Genomic DNA, 18771 nt, shown 5'->3' on the forward strand with positions numbered 1-18771 from the left:
CAAGCAACGATACTTACAATCCCGGCGCCCGGCGGCAATGTTCCGTTCAGGGATTGGCCGGGCCGGGCTGAACGGGCGCCGATTCGGCCGGGGCCTGACCGTTTTGCGCCGCGATCGCAGCATCGAGACGCATCAGTTGCTGCGCCAGCGGCAGCCGCCAGGGCGCATCTTCCGGTGCGTTCTTCACAACCTCGACCCACAGTTCGCGCGCCTCGGCCAGCCGGCCTTCGCGCGCATAGGCGAGGCCGAGGAAGAAGCGTGCGCCGGGCGCATCCGGCTCGGCGTCGATCGCACGCCGATAGGCATAGAGCGCGGGCGGCGTCAGCATGTTGTCGGCGTGGGCGACCAGCGCGTTGGCCAGCGCCAGCCAGGCGTCGGCGTTCTTCGGGTTGTCCTCCACCGCGCCGCGCAGCACTTCGGCGGCATCGGCATAGCGCCCGTTGCGAGCGAGCCCATCGGCGATGACGACCCAGCGGTTGTTGGTCGGGATGCCGCTGTTGGTGACCTTGGCGCGGCCCTCGACCAGCGCGGCGGGATCGGCGGAGACCGATTCATCGGCCTCCTTCGGTGCCCCGGCAAGTTTCGGACTGCCTTGCAGGACGTAGCCCGCGATGCCCAGCAGCAGCGCCGAGGCGACCGCCTCACGCGTGCCGCGCGGCACCTTGAACACGAACAGCAGCGCCGCCAGCACCAGCAGGGCAAGGGCGATGACGAAGAACCAGGTCACTGCTCCTGCCCTTTCCCGGAAAAGCGGCGGCGCAGCAGCAGCCCCGCGATCAGCAGCAGCACGGCCGGCACCGCGAACAGCGGCCAGGTCAGGGTGGTCAGCTGGGGGGCGTAGCTGACGTAGTCGCCATAGCGCTCGATCAGCCAGGCGCGGATCTGCTCGGGCGTTTCCCCCGCCGCGATCCGCTCGCGCACGAGGCTGCGCATGGAGCCGGCGATCGGCGCGTCCGAATCGGCGATCGACTGGCCCTGGCACTGCAGGCAGCGCAGCGTGACCATGAGATCCTGCGCCCTCGCCTCCTTCGCCGGATCGCTCAGCTGGCGATAGGCGTAAGGCGCGGTGGACTGCTCCTCCTGCGCGAAGACGGGCGCCGCGAGGGTCAGGGCGACGAGAGCGATCAGGCGCTTCCCATGCCCCCTCATTGCCCGGCCTCCTTCAGCTTCTCCAGCAGCAGGCCGAGATGCTCGGGCCGGATCTCGCCGATGTGCTGATAGACGATGATGCCCTTGCCATCGACGACGTAGGTTTCCGGCACGCCGGACGATCCGAGCGCCAGCTGCACCTTGCCGTCGTCGTCCGCACCGACGCGCTGGAACGGATCGCCGTTGGCTTCGAGGAAGGCGTGGAGGTTCTCCGTGGTATCGCGCACCGAGATGCCCTCGATCGGCACCCCGGCCTTCGCCAGCGCGCCCAGCTGCGGCGCTTCGACGCGGCAGGGGATGCACCAGCTGGCGAAGATATTGACCAGATGCGGCTTGCCGTTGGCGAGCACCTTGCTGTCCAGCCCCGGCCTGCCGGGCAGCGCGGCCGGCAGGTCGAACCGCGGCATCGGCTTGCCGACGAGCTGGCTGGCGACATTGCGGTCGGCAGGGCGATAGAGCCCGACCATGACCAGCGCCACGAAGCCGAGGAACAGCGCCAGCGGCAACCAGATCGCCCATCGTGCGTGTCGCCTGGTGCCGTTGTGGTTACCTTGGGTGCCGTTAGGTGCCACGCTCATCGTCCCTGCTGCTCGCGCCGATAGGCGATCTTGTCCCGGGCGATGATGCGCCTGAGGTCCGTCGCCACGCGGCCGAGCAGCGCCAGCAGGCCGCCGAATGCGATCATCAGCCCGCCGATCCAGATCAGCGGCGCGAACGGCTTCCACCACAGGCGCAGCTGCCAGCGGCCGTCCTTCTCGCCATCCACCTTGGGCGCCTCGCCGCCGAGAACCGCGTAAAGCTGCCCGTTCCAGCGCGTCAGCAGCGCCGATTCGCTGGTCTGCTGCGGCGGCGCCCAGAAGCTGCGCGACTGCGGCAGCATCCGCTCGACCTTGCCGTCCGTGCCATAGCGCACCAACAGCCTCGCCTCCAGCGCGGTCCAGTTCGGCCCGGCGACCGGCTCGACGGTGTCGAGCTTGACGCCCCAGGGCCCCACCGCGACTGCCTCTCCGGCGCGCACCGCCACCAGCTTCTCGACCGAGAAGGCGCTCTCGCTGCTCATCCCGAACAGCGCGACGGCAATGCCGAAATGCGCGACGACCATGCCCCAGATCGGCAGCGGCGTGCGGCGCAAGTTGCGGCCCTTGAGCGGCAACAGGCTTGCCCATGCCAGCCCCACCGCCAGCGCCAGGCCGAGGTAGGGCAGCAGCGCGATGCCGCCGACGAAGGCCAACCCGATCCCCGCCGCGACGACCAGCATCGCCGGGATCACCAGCCCGCGCCGGACGCGCGAGAACTGGTCCCGCCGCCAGCGCAGCAGCGGCCCGACCATCAGCACCACCAGCATCGGCCCCGCGAACAGCGCGCTCATCGGGTTGAAGTACGGCGGCCCGACCGAGACCTTGGCCCCCATCGCCTCGGCGAACAGCGGATAGAGCGTCCCGAACAGCACGATCCCCAGGATCGCCGAGAGCATCACGTTGTTGACCACCAGCGCGCCTTCGCGGCTGACCACGGCGAAGCGCTCGCCCTCGGTCACGGTGGAGGCACGCAGGCCGAACAGGGTCAGCGCCCCGCCGATGTAGATCGCCAGCAGTGCGAGGATGAAAGTGCCGCGCTGCGGATCGACCGCGAAGGCATGCACGCTCGTCAGGATGCCCGAACGCACGAGGAACGTGCCGATCATCGACATCGAGAAGGCGACCACGCCCAGCATGATCGTCCAGGCCCTCAGCGCATTGCGCGCCGCCAGCACGCCGCACGAATGGAGCAGCGCCGTCGCCGCCAGCCAGGGCATCAGCGAGGCGTTCTCGACCGGATCCCAGAACCACCAGCCGCCCCAGCCCAGCTCGTAATAGGCCCAGTACGAACCGGCGGTGATGCCCACGGTGAGGAATATCCACGCCCCCAGCACCCAGGGCCGCATCGCCTTGGCGAAGGCCGGGCCGACCTCGCGCGTGACCAGCGCGCCGATCGCGAAGCTGAACGCGATCGAGAGCCCGACGTAGCCGAGGTAGAGCGTCGGCGGATGGAACGCGAGGCCGAGATCCTGCAGCAACGGGTTGAGGCCATTGCCCTCCGCAGGCGCCGGCGACAGCCGCTCGAATGGGTTGGAGGCGATCAGCAGGAAGGCGTAGAAGCCCAGGCTCACGAAAGCCTGCCCGGCCAGCGTCGCCAGCATGGTGCGTTCGGGCAACCGTTTCTCGACCAGCGCCACGAAGCCGCCGCCAAGGCCCATCACCGTCACCCACAGGAGCATCGAGCCCTCGTGATTGCCCCAGGCCCCGGCGATCTTGAACACCAGCGGCTTCATCGAATGCGAATTGAGCGCGACCAGCTTCACCGACAGGTCGGTGACCGCGAAGACGTAGATGAGACAGGCGAAGGCGAGCAGCGCCAACACGCCCTGCACCACCGCGACGGGCCGCACCGCCTCGCCCAGCACCGCGCCGCGCTGCGTCAGTCCCAGCACGCCGGACACGAGTTGCAGCGCCGCCAGCGCCGCTGCCAGCCAGAGGGCGGCAAGCCCTAGTTCCGCGATCATTTGGTTTCCTGCATGACCTTCTGGGCCTGTTCCTTGGTCATGTCCTGCATCTCTCGCGGTACGTAGTTCTCGTCGTGCTTGGCGAGCAGGTTGTCGGCGACGAACGTGCCGTCCGCCCGCAGCCTGCCTTCGGCGACGACGCCCGATCCCTCGACGAACAGCGACGGCACGATGCCGTGGAACGTCACCGGCACCCGCGCCTTGCCGTCCTGCACGGCGAAATTGATCGTCACGCCGTCCGCCGCCGTCTTGAGCGAGCCCTTCTCCACCATGCCGCCGAGGCGCACCGCGCGGTCCGGTTCCGGCGGCTTGGCGACGATCTCGCTCGGCACGTAGAAATAGCTGGCCTGGTTGCGCAGCGCCCAGGCGGCGAGCAGCGCCGCGCCGATCAGCACGACCAGCGCGACGACCAGCAGCACGAGGCGCTGGTGCTTGGCTTTCACGGCCGTCGCCATCAGCGCACGCCTCCGGAGCCGCGCGCCGAATCGCGCCGCTTCTCGGCCCGGCGCATCGAGAGCAGCGACCACGCCACCATGCCCAGCGTCGCGCCCACGCCCACGACGTAGGCGGCGACCACGAAGGTCCAGGGGTTCATCATCTCGCGCATCAGAACGCTTCCACTTCGGCGCGGGCCTTGCGGCGAAGCCGCGCCTCGGCCTGTTGCCCGGCCAGGATCGCGCGCATCCGCGCCAGCACCACGCCCGCGAAGATCAGGGTGAAGCCCAGCATCGCGGCCAGCAGCGGCACGAGAAAATCGCCCGACATCGCCGACCCGCCGGCCGTGATGCTCGGCGGCTGGTGCTGGCTGTTCCACCAGATCACCGAATAATGGATGATCGGCACGTTGACCGCGCCGACCAGCCCGAAGATCGCGGGGGCGCGGTTCTGGCCGCCGTCCGAAGCCTCGCTCGCCTGCGACAGCGCCATCCAGCCGAAGTAGAGGAACAGCAGCACCAGCATCGAGGTCAGCCGCCCGTCCCAGACCCACCAGGTGCCCCAGGCGGGCCGTCCCCACAGCGAGCCGGTGACGAGGCATACGGCGGTGAACACCGCGCCCGGCACCGCGCAGGCCCTGGCGGCGATGCCCGCCAGCGGATGGCGCCAGACGAGTTCGGTGAAGCTCGCCCCGGCGATGCCCATCCACCCGGCCATGCCCAGCCATGCGGCGGGGACGTGCAGGTAGACGATCCGCACCGTCTCGCCCTGAAGACGCTCGGCGGGCGCGACGAACAGCCCCCAGCCCAGCGCCGCGAAGGCGACGACGAGGCCGAGCCCCATGCACATCGGCATGAGCCAGCGCGCGATGCGCAGGAAACGGGCGGGATTGGCAAAGCCGTGCATGACAGGCGCGCTTCTATAGTGCGGGTTGAAAGGAGCAAGTGACTCAGATCAAAGCACAGCGCTTTTCGCCCGCCAATCGGGCATTGGTATCATGCTGCCGTTCGGCGCATCATACTGTGGTAAAAGGGAGAAAATGGGGCGATCGATGGGGTTCGAACCCACGACCTCCGGTACCACAAACCGGCGCTCTAACCAACTGAGCTACGATCGCCACAGGCGCCCGACTTGCGGGCGCCGCATCCGGCAAGGGAAGCGGGTGCCTCCGATGCGGAGCGCGCCTTTTGCACAGCGAGGGGATTCTTGCAAAGCAAAAATGCGAGGGCACGAAAATTCCCCGGCGAAGGCAACGCCCCGATTTTCCTTCGCGCTGCCCGTGGCTAAGGTCACGCCATGGACGGACCCGGCGAATCATCGGCTGCAAGACTGCTTTCGCGCCCCGGCGCGCAGCGCTTCCCCTCCTCGCGGCTGGACCTGTTCATCCTGCGCGAGTTCCTGAGCCGGGAAACCTGCGCCGAACTGATCGACCTGATCGAGACGAACAACCGCCCCTCGACGATCGCCGACTACAACGGCGACGACGCCTTTCGCACCAGTTCCACTTGCGACCTGTCGCCGGACTATCCGGTCGTCGCGGGGCTGGCGGAGGCGCTGTCGCAGCTCTCGGGAATCGACCGCAGCCACGCCGAACCACTGCAGGGCCAGCGCTACGAGGTCGGGCAGGAATTCAAGGCGCACACCGACTACTTCGAGCCGAACAGCGCCGATTTCGAAAAGTTCTGCGCCACGGCCGGACAGCGGACCTGGACCTTCATGGTCTACCTGAACGACGTCGAGGCCGGCGGCGCCACGCGCTTCAAGGTGATCGACAAGATGATCCAGCCGGAAGCCGGCAAAGTCATCGCATGGAACAACCGCCGCGCGGACGGCAGCCCCAACGCGGCGACGCTCCATCACGCGATGAAAGTGCGCAAGGGGCGCAAGTACGTCATCACCCAGTGGTACCGCGAGCGGCCCTGGGGCTGAAACCGTCGTCCCGGAAAATCATCTCGCCGGAAAACCGTCCGGCCGGAAAACCATCCGGGACGACGCTCCGTTCCGTTACTTCGCCGCAGCGATCACCGCACAGGCGATTCGCCCACCGGCATTGCCCGACGGCTGGCTGGTGTAGTCATCGGTGCCGGCATGGATCACCAGCGCCGAGCCGTCCGCATCGAGCAGCGACTTGGGCCCCGGCGAGAGCGTCACGCCGGTGTTCAGTACCTGCGTCTTGAGCACGCCGTCGGCGCCGACGTTCTGGTTGGGCATGTCGCCGCCGTGCGGGCCGGTCGCGACCATGTAGCCGTGCTGGTGCTCGCCGCCCGCGAAGTGGCCGCCCGAACTGTCGAACTTGGTCGCGGTCTCGCACAGGCCCTTCTGGTGGAAGTGGAAGCCATGCTCGCCCGCCGGGATGCCCTGCACCTCGGCGCTGACCAGCACGCCGGCGGGAGTTTCCTGCAGCATGACCATGCCCAGCTTCTTGCCGTCGAGACCGATCACGTCGGCATGGATCATCGGCGCGGCGGCGACCGTGGTGGCTGCGGTGGCGGCAGCGGGAGTGGCTGCATGCCCGGCATGCTCGTCGGCGGCATGAGCCGCCCCGGCGAGCGAGAGCAGTGCCGCCGATGCGGCGAGGATGCGGGAGGATCGCTTCATTTGGTTTCTCCGGTCTTGCTGGCCCGATACACGCCCGGACCGCGCGTCGGGGCGGACCCTAAAGGGCTGCACATGAAAGGCAATCGCAAGTCTCGCCGGAAAGTTCCGTCGCGCCCGGCGCATAACGAAAAAGGCGGCCCGAATGGACCGCCTTCTCGATAAAGCGATGTCGGCCCGTGGGCCGCGCGATCACTTCTTCGTGAGCGAGAGACCGCCGAAACGCTTGTTGAACTGGGCCACGCGGCCACCGTCCTGAAGCTGGGCCTTGCCGCCGGTCCACGCCGGGTGCGAGGTCGGGTCGATGTCCAGAACCAGCGTGTCGCCTTCCTTGCCCCAGGTCGAGCGGGTCTGGAATGTGCTGCCATCGGTCATCTGCACCGTGATGGTGTGGTAGTCGGGGTGCGTATCGGCCTTCATGGTAAATCTCTTTCGCATGTGGCCGGTTCCGACCGGCCTGGCTTGGAAAGCGGCGCGCTTACAGCGAAGCGGACCGAAATGCAAGGGTGGATACCTGTACCGTTCCAATCCCGCTCAGGCTGAGCCTGTCGAAGCCCCCAAAGGCAGGCACTGCGGCCGATCCTTCGACAAGCTCAGGATGAGCGGAGTTGGCTTCAATATCAACTATCCGCGATCATCGCCGTGAAGTTGACCTCGCAGGTCACCTTGTCGTCGATCGAGGCCTTGCCCCAGAACTTGCAGACGCGCGAGCGCTTCTGCACGAAGCCGGTGCGCAGCGTCAGCAGGTGCCCCGGGGTCACGGGGGCGCGGAACTTCGCGTCCTCGATCGCCATGAAGTACACCAGCTTGCCGGTCCCCGCGAGGCCGAGGCTCTCGATCGCGAGGATGCCTGCGGCCTGCGCCAGCGCCTCGATCTGGAGGACGCCGGGCATGATCGGACGGCCGGGGAAGTGCCCCTGGAAGAAGTCCTCGTTGAAGCTCACCGCCTTGACCGCCTCGATCTCCTCCTCGGAGATCGAGACCACGCGGTCGACGAGCAGCATCGGGTAGCGATGCGGAAGCGCCGCCAGGATCTTCGCGGTGTCGTACACGACTTCGGCCTTATCGCTCATGCCCGTGACGTCCGATCAGCGGCCCGAAGGCTGCGTCGCCGGAGCGGCGCCGGCCGGGGCCTGGCCCTGCGCGGCGGCGGCCTGGGCGCGCTGCTCGCGGACCTGGCGCGGTTCCCAGCCTGCCGGCGGGACCAGCTGGGCCGAGGGGATCGACGTGTTCAGCTCGTTCAGGATGTCCTGGTTGAGGTTGTAGGCGCCGCCGTTGACCGCGAGGATCGCGTCGGGCGAGATCAGGATCGACACGCCCTTCTTAGTCATCGCCGCCTTGACGGCGTCGTTCAGCTTGTCCTCGATCTGCTCGTTGACGTAAGCCTGCGACAGGCCGACCGGCTGCAGGATGCGCTGGAGTTCGGCCTTACCGTTCTCCTGGATCTGCTGGATCGCACCGGCCTGCTGCTCGAGCGAGGCCTGGGTGGCCTTGCCGCCCTGGCGATCGGCGTTGAACTTGTCGATCAGCGGCTTGATCTGGGCGTTGAGCGCGTTCTGGCGGGTCTGCGCCTGGTCGAACTGCGCCTTGAAGGTGGTCTGGCGCTGAGTCTCGGCGGTCTTGTAGGCGTTCGAGTTGGCGATCACCGCGTCGAAGCTGGCGACGCCGAGACCCTGCACGATGTTGCCACCGGCTGCGGGAGCGGCAGCGGCCGGAGCGGCATCCTTCTTGGCTGCCAGCGCGGGCTGCGCGGCGACGGTGGCGAACGCGAGGCCGGCGGCGGCCAGCGCGATGGTCTTGTTCCTGGTAGTCATCAGAACTGGGTTCCCACGTTGAAAGTGAAGGCCTTGGGATCATCGCCCTCCTGCTTGAGCAGGACGCGCGAGAAGTCGATGCGGAACGGGCCGAAGGGCGAGTTCCAGTTCACGCCGATACCGACGGCGACACGCGGCTTCCACGTATCGCCGACGAAATACTCGTTGAAGTTGTAGGCATAGTTGCCGGTGGCGGTCAGCTGGCGACCGCTGGAGTCGGTCGACGAGGTCGTCGTCGTCGTGGTGTCCACGCCGTTCGAGTCCTTCGTGTAGTACGTCGGGATACAGCCGTTCTTGCAATCCGTAAGGGTCGGCTGCTTGACGCCCCACACCGCGCCGACATCGGCGAAGATGGAGGGACGCAGACCCATTTCGCGCGCACCGGCACCGAGCGGCAGTTCGAGTTCGGCGCGGCCCATGTAGTAATAGTTACCGCCCACGGCATCGTCCGACCATTCGCTGCGCTTGGTCGATTCCACGCCGTCCGTAATGGTCTTGCGCAGCACGCGCGGGCCGACACCGCGGATCGCGAAGCCACGGATCTGCGGTTCGCCGAGATAGAAGCGGTCGGTCAGGCGGATGTCTTGCCCGGCCAGCCCCTTGATCGCGCCGCCCTCGGCCGAGAGCGAGAAGATGAAGCCCTTGCCCAGGTTCATGAACTTGGACGCATTGCCGCGCAGGCGGGCATAGCGCACGTCGCCGCCGAGGCCCGCGACGTCGAGGTTGATGGAGGCGGTGATGCCGCGCGTCGGACGCTGGCGGTTGTCGAGCGTGTCGTAGATCAGCGACATGCCGACGATCGAGCTGAGGCGCTTGCCGATCGCGTCGCACAGGTAGCGGCCGGCATAGAGCGGGTCGCACTTGAGCGTGCCGTCCTCACGCGTCGAGTAGTAGGTGTCCTTGTCCAGGCTGACGTCGTCGTAGTTCAGCGTGTAGCTGCCCACGGCGGTCAGGTACTCGGTCAGCGGCACGCCGGCGCGGGCCTGGATACCGGTGGTCGACTGCTCGTACGTCGTGTTGCGGTCGGAGTTGTAGTAGTTGAAGCTGTTGTAGTCGCGGCGATAGATGTTGACGCCCAGCGAGACGTTCTTGTCCATCAGGTAGGGCTCGACGAAGCTCAGCTCCACGCTCTTGGAATAGCGCGAGATGCTGCCCGAAAGGCCCACCGTCTGGCCGCGACCGCGGAAGTTGCGCTGGCGGATCGAGGCCTGGAAGATGAAGCTTTCAAGGCTTGAGAAACCGGCCGAAAGCTGGAGTTCGCCGGTCGGCTTCTCCTCGACGTTGGCTTCCAGCAGAATGCGGTCGTCGGCGCTGCCGGGCTTCTGCTCGACCTCGAACTTCTCCTGGAAGTAGCCGAGCGACTTGATGCGGTTGGTCGAACGCTTGACCTGCAGCGAGTTGAACGCGTCACCCTCGGCGAGACGGAACTCGCGGCGCACGACCTTGTCCTGAGTCAGCGTGTTGCCGTTGATGTCGATACGCTCGACGTAGACGCGCGGCGCCTCCTGGATCACGAAGGTCAACCCCATGGTGAGGTTTTCCTTGTCGCGATCGTACTGCGGACGCACGTCGGCGAAGGCATAGCCGAAGGTGCCGGCGGTCTCGTTCAGGCCGTCGATCGTATCCTCGACCTGCTTGGCGTTGTACCAGTCGCCCTTGTGCATGATGAGGTTCTTGGCCAGCTTCTCGCCGTCGAAGTCGCGCAGCTGGCTCTCGACCTTGACGTCGCCGAACTTGTAGCGCTTCCCTTCCTCCACCACGTAGGTGATGATGAAGTCCTTCTTGTCCGGCGTCAGCTCGGCCACGGCCGAGACGACGCGGAAGTCGGCATAGCCCTGCGTCAGATAGAACTGGCGCAGCTTCTGCTGGTCGAAGGCCATGCGGTCCGGATCGTAGCTCGTGCCCGAGCTGAACAGGCGGGTGAAGCGCGCCTGCTTGGTCACCATCTGGCCGCGCAGTTCACCATCGGAGAAGTGCTCGTTGCCGATGATGTTGATCTGGCGGACCTTGGACTTGTCGCCCTCGGTGATCTCGAAGACGATGTCGACGCGGTTCTGGTCGAGCGAGACCATCTTCGGCTCGACGGTCGCGGCGTAGCGGCCCTGGCGCTTGTACAGCTCGATGATGCGCGCCACGTCGGCGCGGATCTTGGAGCGGGTGAAGATCTGGCGCGGGGCGACCTTGATCTCCGGCAGGATCTTGTCGTCCTTGATGCGCTTGTTGCCTTCGAGGATGATGCGGTTGACGACCGGGTTCTCCTGAACCGTGATCGTCACCACGCCGCCGTCGAAAGCGACCTGCGCGTCCTTGAACAGCTCGGTCGCGTAGAGATCCTTGAGCGCGGCGTCGGCTGTCACCTTGGTATAGCTCTGACCGACGCGCATCTTGATGTAGGACAGCACCGTCTGCGGCTCCAGGCGCTCGGCGCCCTTCACCACGATGGTCTCGATCGGCTGGCCTTCCTCGACCGGGGCGACGGCGGCGGGCGCAGGAGCCGCAGGCGCGGCCGGGACCGGCGTGCGCTTGCCGGTCTTGCCCGTATTCGCCTTTGCCGCCTGGGCCGAAGCCTCCATCGGCAGTGCCGAGAGGATGGTGGTTCCAAGGAGCATCGCCGCGACTTGTGGGGCCCAGCGCCCTGCGGTGCCGCGTCCAGCGCTGCGAACCATTTCCCGTCCGATCATTCTACGCAAAATCCCGTATTCGCTTTCGCGATGAAAAACAGACCACCCGCGGGGACGCACCCAGACCCGCAGGCAATCGGAGCCATCTGCCCGATGGAGCCGTCCCGATCAAGCAGACAAAACCCGGCAACAATGTGATGGCTAGTGAATCCCTCCAGGCTATCCCCCGAAAATCGGGAGAGACGCCAGGTCATTGACCGTGACGAACACCATGAGAGCGAGGACCAGCGCCACGCCCGTGCGGATCGCCCACTCCTGACTGCGTACACCCAAAGGCCTGCGACGAACCAGTTCGGCCGCGTAGAAAGCCAGATGTCCGCCGTCGAGGCCAGGAATTGGCAGGAGGTTGATGAATGCCAAGTTAATCGAAATCAGCGCCGCGAAGGACACGAAGGCTTCCCAGCCCAGCGTGAACTGCTGTCCGGAATATTGCGCGATCTTGACCGGCCCGCCCAGTTCGCGCACCGAGCGGTCGCCGGTGAAGATCTGGCCGATCCCGGTGACCATGTCGCCCATGACCTTGAAGCTCTGGTCGAAGCCCAGCGCCACCGCTCGCAGCGGCGCCACACGCTCGAGACGCCCGGCCCGCACGCCGATCTGGCCGACCTTCTGCGGCTTGCCCTGCGCGTCGGGGACGGTGCCCTCGGTGACCCTGACGGGGATCGTCAGCACCTGCCCGTCGCGGCGCACGGCCACGGACACCGCATGGCCCGCCTGCGGCTGCACGAGCGCGGGAATATCCTCGAAACCCGCCACCGGGCGGCCGTTCACCGAGAGAATGCGGTCGCCGATGCGCAGGCCTGCCGCCTCGGCCGGCGAATCGCCGTAGAAGCCGCCTACCAGCGGCGGCGTCATCCGCACGCCGAGGTCGCCAATCCGTGCCTTGTTGCCGAACTGGTCGCTCATCTCGCGCGTGGCGAGCGTGACGGGCACGACGACTTCGCGCCCCTGCCGCTCGACCGCGAAGGGCAGCGTCTTGCCCGGGAAATAGGCGACGCGTCCGGCGACGTCGATCGCGCCGTCCATGCGCTCACCATCGATCGCGACGATGCGGTCGCCGATGCGCAGCCCCGCCGCCTGGGCGGGCGAACCGGCCTCGAACCCGCTGATCTCGGCATCGGCGACGACGCGGCCATACGTGCCGTAGAAGCCCGCGAAGATCGCCACGCACAGCAGCAGGTTGGTCATCGGCCCGGCCAGCACGATCAGCGCGCGCTGCCACAGCGGCTTGGCATGGAAGGTCTGCGCCCGCTCCTGCGGGCTGAGGCGCGCGTCGCTGGCGCTCGGCGCGCTCGACGGGTTCATGTCGCCCGCGAACTGGACGTAGCCGCCCAGCGGCAGCACGGAGAGCTTCCAGCGGGTGCCGCGCCTGTCGGTCCAGCCCGCCAGTTCCTTGCCGAAGCCGATCGAGAAGGCATCGGCCTTCACGCCGAACAGGCGGCCGACGAGATAGTGCCCCAGTTCATGGATGAGGACCAGCGGCCCCAGCACCAGGAGGAAGGCGAAGATCGTCGTCAGAAGTCCTGGGGAACCGGTCAAGCTTTACCTCTTTTCAGGTACTGGTCACGAGCAGCCGCGCCCTCGCCCGCGCCTCGCCGTCCACTTCGAGGACATCGGAGAGGCTGCCGGGCGGCGGCGGCGCATAAGTACCTAGCACGTCTTCCACTTGTGCGGCGATATCCGTGAACGAAATCTGACCGGCAAGGAACGCGGCAACCGCGATTTCGTTCGCGGCATTGAGCACGGCCGGGATCGCCCCGCCCGCCTGCGCCGCCTCGCGGGCGAGCCGGGTGGCGGGAAAGCGGACTTCATCCGGCTTGCGAAAGGTCAGTTCACCGATTTCGGCAAGGTCGAGCGGGGCGCAAGGCGTATCCATGCGCGCCGGCCAGGCCAGCGCCGAGGCGATCGGCACGCGCATGTCCGAGGGGCCAAGCTGCGCCAGGGTCGAACCGTCGCGGTATTCCACCATCGAATGCACCACGGACTGCGGGTGGACGATGATCCGCAAGCGGTCCAGGCCGACGGGAAACAGGTGATGCGCCTCGATCAGTTCGAGGCCCTTGTTGAACATGGTGGCCGAATCGACGCTGATCTTCGCGCCCATGTCCCAGTTGGGATGGCGCACCGCCTCGGCCGGGGTCGCGGCGCTCAGGCGCTCCCACGACCAGTCGCGGAACGGGCCTCCGCTCGCCGTCAGGGTGATCCAGCGCACGTCGCGGGTCTGGTTGCCGGACAAGCACTGGAAGATCGCGTTGTGCTCCGAATCGACCGGCAGCAGCGTGGCGCCGTGGCGCGCGACGGCGGCCATCATCACTTCGCCCGCGGAGACCAGCGCCTCCTTGTTGGCGAGCGCGATCACCTTGCCCTGCTCGATCGCCGCCATCGTGGGCGCAAGGCCCGCGCAGCCGACGATGGCAGCGACGGTGACCTGCGCCCCGCGCGCGGCCGCCTCGACCAGCGCGGCAGGGCCGCCAGCGGCCTCGATCCCCGAACCGGCGAGCGCCTCGCGCAGTGCCGGAAGGTGCGCCTCGTCGGCGACGACGGCGACTTCGGCGGCGAATTCGCGGGCCAGCTTCGCCAGCTCGGCGGCATTGGAATGCGCGGTCAGCGCGATGACGCGCCAGTCCTCGCGGCTCCGCCGGATCAGGTCGAGCGTGGATGCGCCGATGGAGCCGGTGGCCCCCAGAACGGTGAGCGTACGCATGGTCAGGACAGGAACACGATGGCCACGGCCAGCAGGAACAGCACCGCGAGCAATCCGTCAACCCGGTCGAAGAAACCGCCATGGCCGGGAATGAGATTGCCCGAGTCCTTCAGGCCCGCACGGCGCTTCATCCAGCTTTCGAAGAAATCGCCCGCCTGCGCACAGACCGCGACCAGCAGGCCCATCACCAGGCACATGCCGAGCAGCGGCACGGAGCCGGCCTGCGCATACCAGCACGGCTGCGTCCCGAAGCACGAGGTCGCATTGGCGGCGGAGACGTCGGGGGTCAGCCGGATCGCGCCTTCCTGCCACAGCCGCGCGGCGGCGAAGAGCGCGCAGGTCGCCCCGAACACCGCGCCCATCAGCCCCGACCAGGTCTTGGACGGGCTGATCGACGGCGCGATCTTGGGCCCGCGCAAGGTGCGGCCGGTGAAGTAGGCGCCCACGTCCACCGCGATCACCGTCACCAGCACCGTCAGGATCGGTGCGAGGGTGAAGGCGTCGTTGTGCAGGAACATCAGCATGGCCGCGCCGATACCGACGTAGAGCATCCCGGCGAAGTTCCACGCCGCGCGCGCGCCGGGGCCGGGCACGATGCGGCGGGCCAGACGGACCCACTCCCACAGCACGCCGACGGACACCGCGCCGACGAAGGCGATCCACACCGGGCCGCCCAACCACAGCGCAGCGCCCGCGACCAGCACCATGACGATCGCCGAGACGGTGCGGACCTTGAGGTCGGACGTGCCTTTCGCCGGAGGTTCAGCGCCCGCCATAGCGACGCTCGCGAGTGGTGAAGGCGCTCAGCGCATCGCGCAGGTGATCGGCGGTGAAGTCCGGCCAGAGCACGTCGGTGAACAGCATCTCGGCATAAGCCGCCTGCCACAGCAGGAAGTTCGACAGCCGCACTTCGCCGGACGTGCGGATCAGCAGGTCGAGCGGCGGCAGGTCCGCCGTGTCGAGTTCCGCCGCGATCGTCTCGGGCGTGATCGGCCCCTTCGCCGCCGCCTTGGTGGCAGCGCGGGCGATCTCGTCCTGCGAGCCGTAGTTCAGCGCCACCGCCAGCGTCGTGCCGGTGTTGTGCGCGGTCTTCGCCATCGCGCCTTCGACCAGTTCGACGACGTCGGGCTTGAACGCCTTGTAATCGCCGATGATCTTGAGGCGCACGCCCGCCGCCGCGAATTCGTCGAGGTCGGAAAGGATGAAGCGCTTCATCAGGCTCATCAGGTCCGAGATCTCGTCCTCGGGCCGCCGCCAGTTCTCGGTCGAGAAGGCGTAGAGGGTCAGTGCCTCCAGCCCCATCTCGCGCGCGCCGCGCACGACGCGGCGCACCGCCTCCACGCCGCGCTGGTGGCCCACCGCGCGCGGAAGCAGGCGCTTCTTCGCCCAGCGCCCGTTGCCGTCCATGATGATGGCGACATGACGGGCGCGCAGAGATTCGTCCTTGGCCATCAGGCTCCCTTCTCGGCGAAGCGCAACAGGCTCACTTGCCGAGGATTTCCTTTTCCTTGGCGCCGAACACTTCGTCGAGCGACTTGATCATGTCGTCGGTCAGCTTCTGGACTTCGGTTTCGCCGCGCTTGCGGTCGTCTTCCGATATTTCCTTCTTCTTCTCGTCGGCCTTCAGGTTCTCGATGCCGTCGCGGCGCACGTTGCGCACGGCGACGCGCGCCTTCTCGGCATAGGAGCTGGCGAGCTTGGCGAGTTCCTTGCGGCGCTCTTCGGTCAGATCGGGGATCGGCAGGCGCAGGGTGTTGCCGTCGTTGATCGGGTTCAGGCCCAGACCCGCAGAACGGATCGCCTTTTCGACCGGACCGATGTTGGTCTTGTCCCACACCTGCACCGAAAGCATGCGCGGCTCGGGCGCGGAGATCGTCGCGACCGACGTGATCGGCATCGAACTGCCATAGACGGTCACGGTGATCGGCTCGAGCAGCGCGGTGTTCGCGCGGCCGGTGCGCAGACCCGAGAGGTCGTGCTTGAGCGCGTCGATCGCGCCCTTCATGCGGCGCTCGAGGTCCGCCTTGTCGTACTTGGCCATGGTTCAGGCTCCTTTCTGAACGATCGTCTTGATGCCGCCACCCGCAAGGACGGTGGCCAGGTTGCCCTGCTCGCGGATCGAGAACACGACGATCGGAATGCTGTTGTCGCGGCACAGGGCCACGGCGGAGGCGTCCATCACCTGCAGGTTGTCGGCGAGGACGGTGTCGTAATCGACGGAATCGTAACGCTTGGCGTCCGGATTGCGCTTCGGATCGCTGTCGTAAATGCCGTCGACGCTTGTGCCCTTCAGCAGGGCGTCGCAGCGCATCTCGGCAGCGCGCAGGGCGGCGCCGGAATCGGTGGTGAAGTACGGCGCGCCGACACCGGCAGCGAAGATCACCACGCGACCCTTCTCGAGGTGGCGCTCGGCCCGGCGGCGGATCACCGGCTCGCAGACCTGATCCATCTGCACCGCGCTCTGCACGCGGGTCTCGACGCCGATCTGCTCCAGCGCGTTCTGCATCGCCAGCGCGTTCATCACGGTCGCGAGCATGCCCATGTAGTCGGCCTGCGCCCGGTCCATGCCGCGCGCGGCGCCCGCCATGCCGCGAAAGATATTGCCCCCGCCGATGACCAGGCAGACTTCGAGGCCGGTTTCCTTGGCCGCCTTCACTTCCTTGGCAAGTTCCGCCACGAAATCGGGATCGATCCCGAACTGCTGGCTCCCCATCAGCACTTCGCCCGAAAGTTTGAGCAGGACGCGCTTGTAGGGGGATGACATGCCGCTGGGTCTCCTATGGGGGCCGGAAATACTGGAACGGCCCCGGCTTTAGGAGGGCAAGCGCCAATTGCCAAGGGGCTTGGACTGTGGATGAACCCGGTTCAGCGCGCCATTACGGACAGTTCGACTTCCCGCCGATCATAGGCAACTTGCGCCGAGGCCACCGCCGCCATCCGCCGCTCTGCCCAGTCGATCATCGCCTGCAGCGCATCGAGCAGTTCACGCCCCAGCGGCGTGACCGCATAGCTGACCGAGACCGGCACCGTCGGCACTACCTCGCGCAGCACCAGCCCGTCACGCTCCAGCGAGCGCAGCGTCTGGCTCAGCATCTTTTGCGAAATGCCGTCGATCCGGCGCCTGAGCCCGTTGAAGCGCATGCCCCCTCCCCCGAGCGTGGTCAGGATCAGCACGCTCCACTTGTCGGCGATGCGATCGAGCAACTGCCGTGTCGGGCAGTCCGCCGCATAGACATCGGGCGTGAGACGGGCGGTTTCCTGAAGGTAACCCGGTGCGGTGAAAGTGCCTTCTTGCATGGCCATCGCCGATACCACATCTGGTCACCATTGGATACCTAGTGGAGAATGGAAATGAAGATCGCAGTCCTCGGAGCCAGCGGCCGCGCCGGATCGGAGATCACCAGGGAAGCCGCCGCTCGCGGCCACGAAGTCCTCGCCATAGCACGCAACCCGGAAAAGATCGCGACCGGCGAGCGGATCACGGCAGCGACGGGCGATGCCTCGGACCCCGCATCTCTCGCCGCCCTGATCGCCGGAAGCGACGCCGTCATCAGCGCCCTGCACTTCGACGTCCCCGCCGAAACCTTGCTCTCGGCAATCCGCGAGGCCGGCGTGCCCCGGTTGCTGGTGACCGGAGGCGCGGCCAGCCTCGAAGTCGCCCCAGGCAAGCGCCTGATCGACACACCGGACTTTCCCGAGGAATGGAAGACCTTCGCGATGGGCGGGATCACCTTCCTCGGCGCCCTGAGGCAGGTGGACGACGTGGACTGGACGTTCTTCTCCCCCGCCGCGCTGATCTTCGAAGGCCCGCGCACGGGCAGCTACCGCTCGGGCGGCGACGAACTGGTCACCGACGAGGCAGGTGAGAGCAAGATCAGCTTCGCCGACTACGCAATCGCGATGGTCGATGAACTGGAAGCCCACAAGCATTCCAGGGAACGGTTTACGGCAGCTTATTGAGATAAAAGGGAAGTCCTGGGGCCATCGCCCCAGACCCCGGAACTGTCGTCGCTCCGCGCGCAGCCGCCTCAGCCCAACGCGGCGGCGCAGGCTTTGAAAGTCTCCCGGCGCAGCGTCATCGCATGACGAAGCCGCGCGCCAGACCTCGACGGTATACGGGGTGCAGGGGTAGTAACCCCTGCCTCCTCCCTCTTAGGCTGCTTCCGCCAAAGGCCCGCCAATCGAGCAAACCCCGTCGACACCCAGCACATGCGCCACCCTGCCCATCGCCATCCACGCAGCGGTGCAATGCGTCAGATCCACGATCTCGGCATCGGTCATCACGCTCTTGACCTGAGCCCAGAACGCATCGTCCTCGGCCAGCCCGCGCGGGTCGGTGCCCATCTTCTGCGAGTACCGCACGGCAAGGCGCTCCTTCTCGGTCAGGCTGCCGAGGTCACCGCCGAGCACGGCCTGATACATGGCCTCGTCAGGCGCGTTGCCCTGATCGATCACGCCGCCGTCATAGCCGAGAATCCGCAAGTCCCGCTGCGCGCGCCAGTTCATACAGACGGTGCAGCCGTTGATGACGGCGGTGGCGATGCGGCATGCCTCGAACAGCCGCAGGGGCAGTTTCGAATACTGGTAAGGCGCCATCGCGAAGGCGCCTGAAGCCCGGACGATCTCAGGCGAGTACTGGACCGAAAGGTCCGGAATCGGATTCTGCGGCTGGGGAGCGAGTTCTACGCGCATGGGGCCTCTCCGGTTGCGCCCGGATCTGGCCGGGTCGATGCGGAAGGCTACGCCGACCCTTTAACAAGTCAATCATGCATGTTTTTTAGGGAGCCGCAAACGAGACGGGCCGCAGAAGCATATGCTCCTGCGGCCCCCACGTTTCTTCAGCGAAGAAGG

The 18771-nt window shown here is 67.0% G+C and carries 22 protein-coding genes and 1 tRNA gene; 2 read left to right on the forward strand and 21 right to left on the reverse strand.

The window, feature by feature from the left end:
• Nucleotides 1-46 precede the first annotated feature (46 nt).
• From V2S85_RS17660 to V2S85_RS17695, 8 genes are all read right to left on the reverse strand, one after another.
• Nucleotides 47-727, reverse strand: a complete 681-nt coding sequence (locus tag V2S85_RS17660) for a tetratricopeptide repeat protein (RefSeq protein WP_330704159.1) — start codon at nucleotides 725-727, stop codon at nucleotides 47-49.
• On the reverse strand, nucleotides 724-1149 hold the full coding sequence (locus V2S85_RS17665) for a cytochrome c-type biogenesis protein (protein ID WP_330704160.1): 426 nt from the start codon (nucleotides 1147-1149) through the stop codon (nucleotides 724-726). The genes V2S85_RS17660 and V2S85_RS17665 overlap by 4 nt, the downstream gene beginning before the upstream one ends.
• Nucleotides 1146-1727, reverse strand: a complete 582-nt coding sequence (locus tag V2S85_RS17670; protein WP_330704161.1) for a DsbE family thiol:disulfide interchange protein — start codon at nucleotides 1725-1727, stop codon at nucleotides 1146-1148. The genes V2S85_RS17665 and V2S85_RS17670 overlap by 4 nt, the downstream gene beginning before the upstream one ends.
• Nucleotides 1724-3691 (reverse strand): heme lyase CcmF/NrfE family subunit, encoded by a 1968-nt coding sequence (locus tag V2S85_RS17675; RefSeq protein ID WP_330704162.1) that lies wholly within the window; start codon nucleotides 3689-3691, stop codon nucleotides 1724-1726. The genes V2S85_RS17670 and V2S85_RS17675 overlap by 4 nt, the downstream gene beginning before the upstream one ends.
• Nucleotides 3688-4146 (reverse strand): cytochrome c maturation protein CcmE, encoded by a 459-nt coding sequence (gene ccmE, locus V2S85_RS17680; RefSeq protein WP_330704163.1) that lies wholly within the window; start codon nucleotides 4144-4146, stop codon nucleotides 3688-3690. Before ccmE ends, V2S85_RS17675 begins: the two co-directional genes overlap by 4 nt.
• Nucleotides 4146-4298, reverse strand: coding sequence for a hypothetical protein (locus V2S85_RS17685; protein ID WP_330704164.1), 153 nt, complete (start codon nucleotides 4296-4298; stop codon nucleotides 4146-4148). The genes ccmE and V2S85_RS17685 overlap by 1 nt, the downstream gene beginning before the upstream one ends.
• The gene (gene ccmC / locus V2S85_RS17690; protein WP_330704165.1) at nucleotides 4298-5032 is read right to left on the reverse strand and encodes a heme ABC transporter permease CcmC; all 735 of its coding nucleotides are present in this window, start codon (nucleotides 5030-5032) and stop codon (nucleotides 4298-4300) included. Before ccmC ends, V2S85_RS17685 begins: the two co-directional genes overlap by 1 nt.
• Nucleotides 5033-5166: 134 nt before the next feature.
• A tRNA-His gene (locus V2S85_RS17695) sits at nucleotides 5167-5243 on the reverse strand.
• Between the two features lie 179 nt (nucleotides 5244-5422).
• Here V2S85_RS17695 and V2S85_RS17700 point away from each other — a divergent pair.
• Nucleotides 5423-6055: a 2OG-Fe(II) oxygenase gene (locus tag V2S85_RS17700; protein WP_330704166.1), complete on the forward strand. Its 633-nt coding sequence runs from the start codon at nucleotides 5423-5425 to the stop codon at nucleotides 6053-6055.
• Between the two features lie 75 nt (nucleotides 6056-6130).
• On the opposite strand, the gene V2S85_RS17705 is transcribed toward V2S85_RS17700, so the two are convergent.
• The 12 genes from V2S85_RS17705 to V2S85_RS17760 all read right to left on the reverse strand — a co-directional run bounded on the left by V2S85_RS17705 (nucleotide 6131) and on the right by V2S85_RS17760 (nucleotide 17217).
• On the reverse strand, nucleotides 6131-6724 hold the full coding sequence (locus V2S85_RS17705) for a superoxide dismutase family protein (RefSeq protein ID WP_330704167.1): 594 nt from the start codon (nucleotides 6722-6724) through the stop codon (nucleotides 6131-6133).
• Nucleotides 6725-6913: 189 nt separating this feature from the next.
• Nucleotides 6914-7141, reverse strand: coding sequence for a 50S ribosomal protein L31 (gene rpmE, locus V2S85_RS17710; protein WP_008996844.1), 228 nt, complete (start codon nucleotides 7139-7141; stop codon nucleotides 6914-6916).
• A gap of 200 nt (nucleotides 7142-7341) precedes the next feature.
• A complete protein-coding gene (gene fabZ, locus V2S85_RS17715; protein WP_330704168.1) occupies nucleotides 7342-7794 on the reverse strand; it encodes a 3-hydroxyacyl-ACP dehydratase FabZ in 453 nt (150 codons plus the stop codon).
• A gap of 15 nt (nucleotides 7795-7809) precedes the next feature.
• A complete protein-coding gene (locus V2S85_RS17720; RefSeq protein ID WP_330704169.1) occupies nucleotides 7810-8535 on the reverse strand; it encodes an OmpH family outer membrane protein in 726 nt (241 codons plus the stop codon).
• Nucleotides 8535-11201 carry an outer membrane protein assembly factor BamA gene (bamA, locus tag V2S85_RS17725; protein ID WP_330704170.1) on the reverse strand — a complete coding sequence of 889 codons (2667 nt, stop codon included), beginning with the start codon at nucleotides 11199-11201 and terminating at the stop codon, nucleotides 8535-8537. The genes V2S85_RS17720 and bamA overlap by 1 nt, the downstream gene beginning before the upstream one ends.
• Before the next feature lie 174 nt (nucleotides 11202-11375).
• Nucleotides 11376-12755: an RIP metalloprotease RseP gene (rseP, locus tag V2S85_RS17730; RefSeq protein ID WP_330704171.1), complete on the reverse strand. Its 1380-nt coding sequence runs from the start codon at nucleotides 12753-12755 to the stop codon at nucleotides 11376-11378.
• A gap of 13 nt (nucleotides 12756-12768) precedes the next feature.
• On the reverse strand, nucleotides 12769-13920 hold the full coding sequence (locus V2S85_RS17735) for a 1-deoxy-D-xylulose-5-phosphate reductoisomerase (protein WP_330704172.1): 1152 nt from the start codon (nucleotides 13918-13920) through the stop codon (nucleotides 12769-12771).
• A gap of 2 nt (nucleotides 13921-13922) precedes the next feature.
• The gene (locus V2S85_RS17740) at nucleotides 13923-14696 is read right to left on the reverse strand and encodes a phosphatidate cytidylyltransferase (RefSeq protein WP_330704173.1); all 774 of its coding nucleotides are present in this window, start codon (nucleotides 14694-14696) and stop codon (nucleotides 13923-13925) included.
• Nucleotides 14683-15372 carry a polyprenyl diphosphate synthase gene (gene uppS, locus V2S85_RS17745; RefSeq protein ID WP_330704174.1) on the reverse strand — a complete coding sequence of 230 codons (690 nt, stop codon included), beginning with the start codon at nucleotides 15370-15372 and terminating at the stop codon, nucleotides 14683-14685. Before uppS ends, V2S85_RS17740 begins: the two co-directional genes overlap by 14 nt.
• A gap of 31 nt (nucleotides 15373-15403) precedes the next feature.
• Nucleotides 15404-15961, reverse strand: coding sequence for a ribosome recycling factor (gene frr, locus V2S85_RS17750; protein ID WP_330704175.1), 558 nt, complete (start codon nucleotides 15959-15961; stop codon nucleotides 15404-15406).
• Between the two features lie 3 nt (nucleotides 15962-15964).
• Nucleotides 15965-16684: a UMP kinase gene (gene pyrH, locus V2S85_RS17755; protein ID WP_330704176.1), complete on the reverse strand. Its 720-nt coding sequence runs from the start codon at nucleotides 16682-16684 to the stop codon at nucleotides 15965-15967.
• Nucleotides 16685-16785: 101 nt separating this feature from the next.
• On the reverse strand, nucleotides 16786-17217 hold the full coding sequence (locus V2S85_RS17760) for a helix-turn-helix domain-containing protein (RefSeq protein WP_330704177.1): 432 nt from the start codon (nucleotides 17215-17217) through the stop codon (nucleotides 16786-16788).
• Between the two features lie 54 nt (nucleotides 17218-17271).
• Here V2S85_RS17760 and V2S85_RS17765 point away from each other — a divergent pair, with 54 nt between their 5' ends.
• Complete coding sequence (locus tag V2S85_RS17765) at nucleotides 17272-17880, forward strand: NAD(P)-dependent oxidoreductase (RefSeq protein WP_330704178.1); 609 nt, start codon at nucleotides 17272-17274, stop codon at nucleotides 17878-17880.
• A 192-nt stretch (nucleotides 17881-18072) separates the two neighbouring features.
• Here V2S85_RS17765 and V2S85_RS17770 read toward each other — a convergent pair whose 3' ends face one another.
• Nucleotides 18073-18612 carry a carboxymuconolactone decarboxylase family protein gene (locus tag V2S85_RS17770; protein WP_330704179.1) on the reverse strand — a complete coding sequence of 180 codons (540 nt, stop codon included), beginning with the start codon at nucleotides 18610-18612 and terminating at the stop codon, nucleotides 18073-18075.
• Nucleotides 18613-18771 lie beyond the last annotated feature (159 nt).

The organism is Novosphingobium resinovorum (genome assembly GCF_036352595.1).
In the GTDB taxonomy this organism is placed as follows: domain Bacteria; phylum Pseudomonadota; class Alphaproteobacteria; order Sphingomonadales; family Sphingomonadaceae; genus Novosphingobium; species Novosphingobium resinovorum_B.

What these genes read in the sequence shown, in the direction of transcription:
- V2S85_RS17685 (WP_330704164.1), bottom strand. Translation starts at nt 4,298, where the DNA reads ATGCGCGAGATGATGAACCCCTGGACCTTCGTGGTCGCCGCCTACGTC.
- V2S85_RS17735 (WP_330704172.1), bottom strand. Translation starts at nt 13,920, where the DNA reads ATGCGTACGCTCACCGTTCTGGGGGCCACCGGCTCCATCGGCGCATCC.
- pyrH (WP_330704176.1), bottom strand. Translation starts at nt 16,684, where the DNA reads ATGTCATCCCCCTACAAGCGCGTCCTGCTCAAACTTTCGGGCGAAGTG.
- V2S85_RS17770 (WP_330704179.1), bottom strand. Translation starts at nt 18,612, where the DNA reads ATGCGCGTAGAACTCGCTCCCCAGCCGCAGAATCCGATTCCGGACCTT.
- fabZ (WP_330704168.1), bottom strand. Translation starts at nt 7,794, where the DNA reads ATGAGCGATAAGGCCGAAGTCGTGTACGACACCGCGAAGATCCTGGCG.
- V2S85_RS17670 (WP_330704161.1), bottom strand. Translation starts at nt 1,727, where the DNA reads ATGAGCGTGGCACCTAACGGCACCCAAGGTAACCACAACGGCACCAGG.
- ccmE (WP_330704163.1), bottom strand. Translation starts at nt 4,146, where the DNA reads ATGGCGACGGCCGTGAAAGCCAAGCACCAGCGCCTCGTGCTGCTGGTC.
- V2S85_RS17665 (WP_330704160.1), bottom strand. Translation starts at nt 1,149, where the DNA reads ATGAGGGGGCATGGGAAGCGCCTGATCGCTCTCGTCGCCCTGACCCTC.
- bamA (WP_330704170.1), bottom strand. Translation starts at nt 11,201, where the DNA reads ATGGTTCGCAGCGCTGGACGCGGCACCGCAGGGCGCTGGGCCCCACAA.
- ccmC (WP_330704165.1), bottom strand. Translation starts at nt 5,032, where the DNA reads ATGCACGGCTTTGCCAATCCCGCCCGTTTCCTGCGCATCGCGCGCTGG.
- V2S85_RS17675 (WP_330704162.1), bottom strand. Translation starts at nt 3,691, where the DNA reads ATGATCGCGGAACTAGGGCTTGCCGCCCTCTGGCTGGCAGCGGCGCTG.
- frr (WP_330704175.1), bottom strand. Translation starts at nt 15,961, where the DNA reads ATGGCCAAGTACGACAAGGCGGACCTCGAGCGCCGCATGAAGGGCGCG.
- V2S85_RS17720 (WP_330704169.1), bottom strand. Translation starts at nt 8,535, where the DNA reads ATGACTACCAGGAACAAGACCATCGCGCTGGCCGCCGCCGGCCTCGCG.
- V2S85_RS17740 (WP_330704173.1), bottom strand. Translation starts at nt 14,696, where the DNA reads ATGGCGGGCGCTGAACCTCCGGCGAAAGGCACGTCCGACCTCAAGGTC.
- V2S85_RS17705 (WP_330704167.1), bottom strand. Translation starts at nt 6,724, where the DNA reads ATGAAGCGATCCTCCCGCATCCTCGCCGCATCGGCGGCACTGCTCTCG.
- V2S85_RS17700 (WP_330704166.1), top strand. Translation starts at nt 5,423, where the DNA reads ATGGACGGACCCGGCGAATCATCGGCTGCAAGACTGCTTTCGCGCCCC.
- uppS (WP_330704174.1), bottom strand. Translation starts at nt 15,372, where the DNA reads ATGGCCAAGGACGAATCTCTGCGCGCCCGTCATGTCGCCATCATCATG.
- rpmE (WP_008996844.1), bottom strand. Translation starts at nt 7,141, where the DNA reads ATGAAGGCCGATACGCACCCCGACTACCACACCATCACGGTGCAGATG.
- V2S85_RS17760 (WP_330704177.1), bottom strand. Translation starts at nt 17,217, where the DNA reads ATGCAAGAAGGCACTTTCACCGCACCGGGTTACCTTCAGGAAACCGCC.
- V2S85_RS17765 (WP_330704178.1), top strand. Translation starts at nt 17,272, where the DNA reads ATGAAGATCGCAGTCCTCGGAGCCAGCGGCCGCGCCGGATCGGAGATC.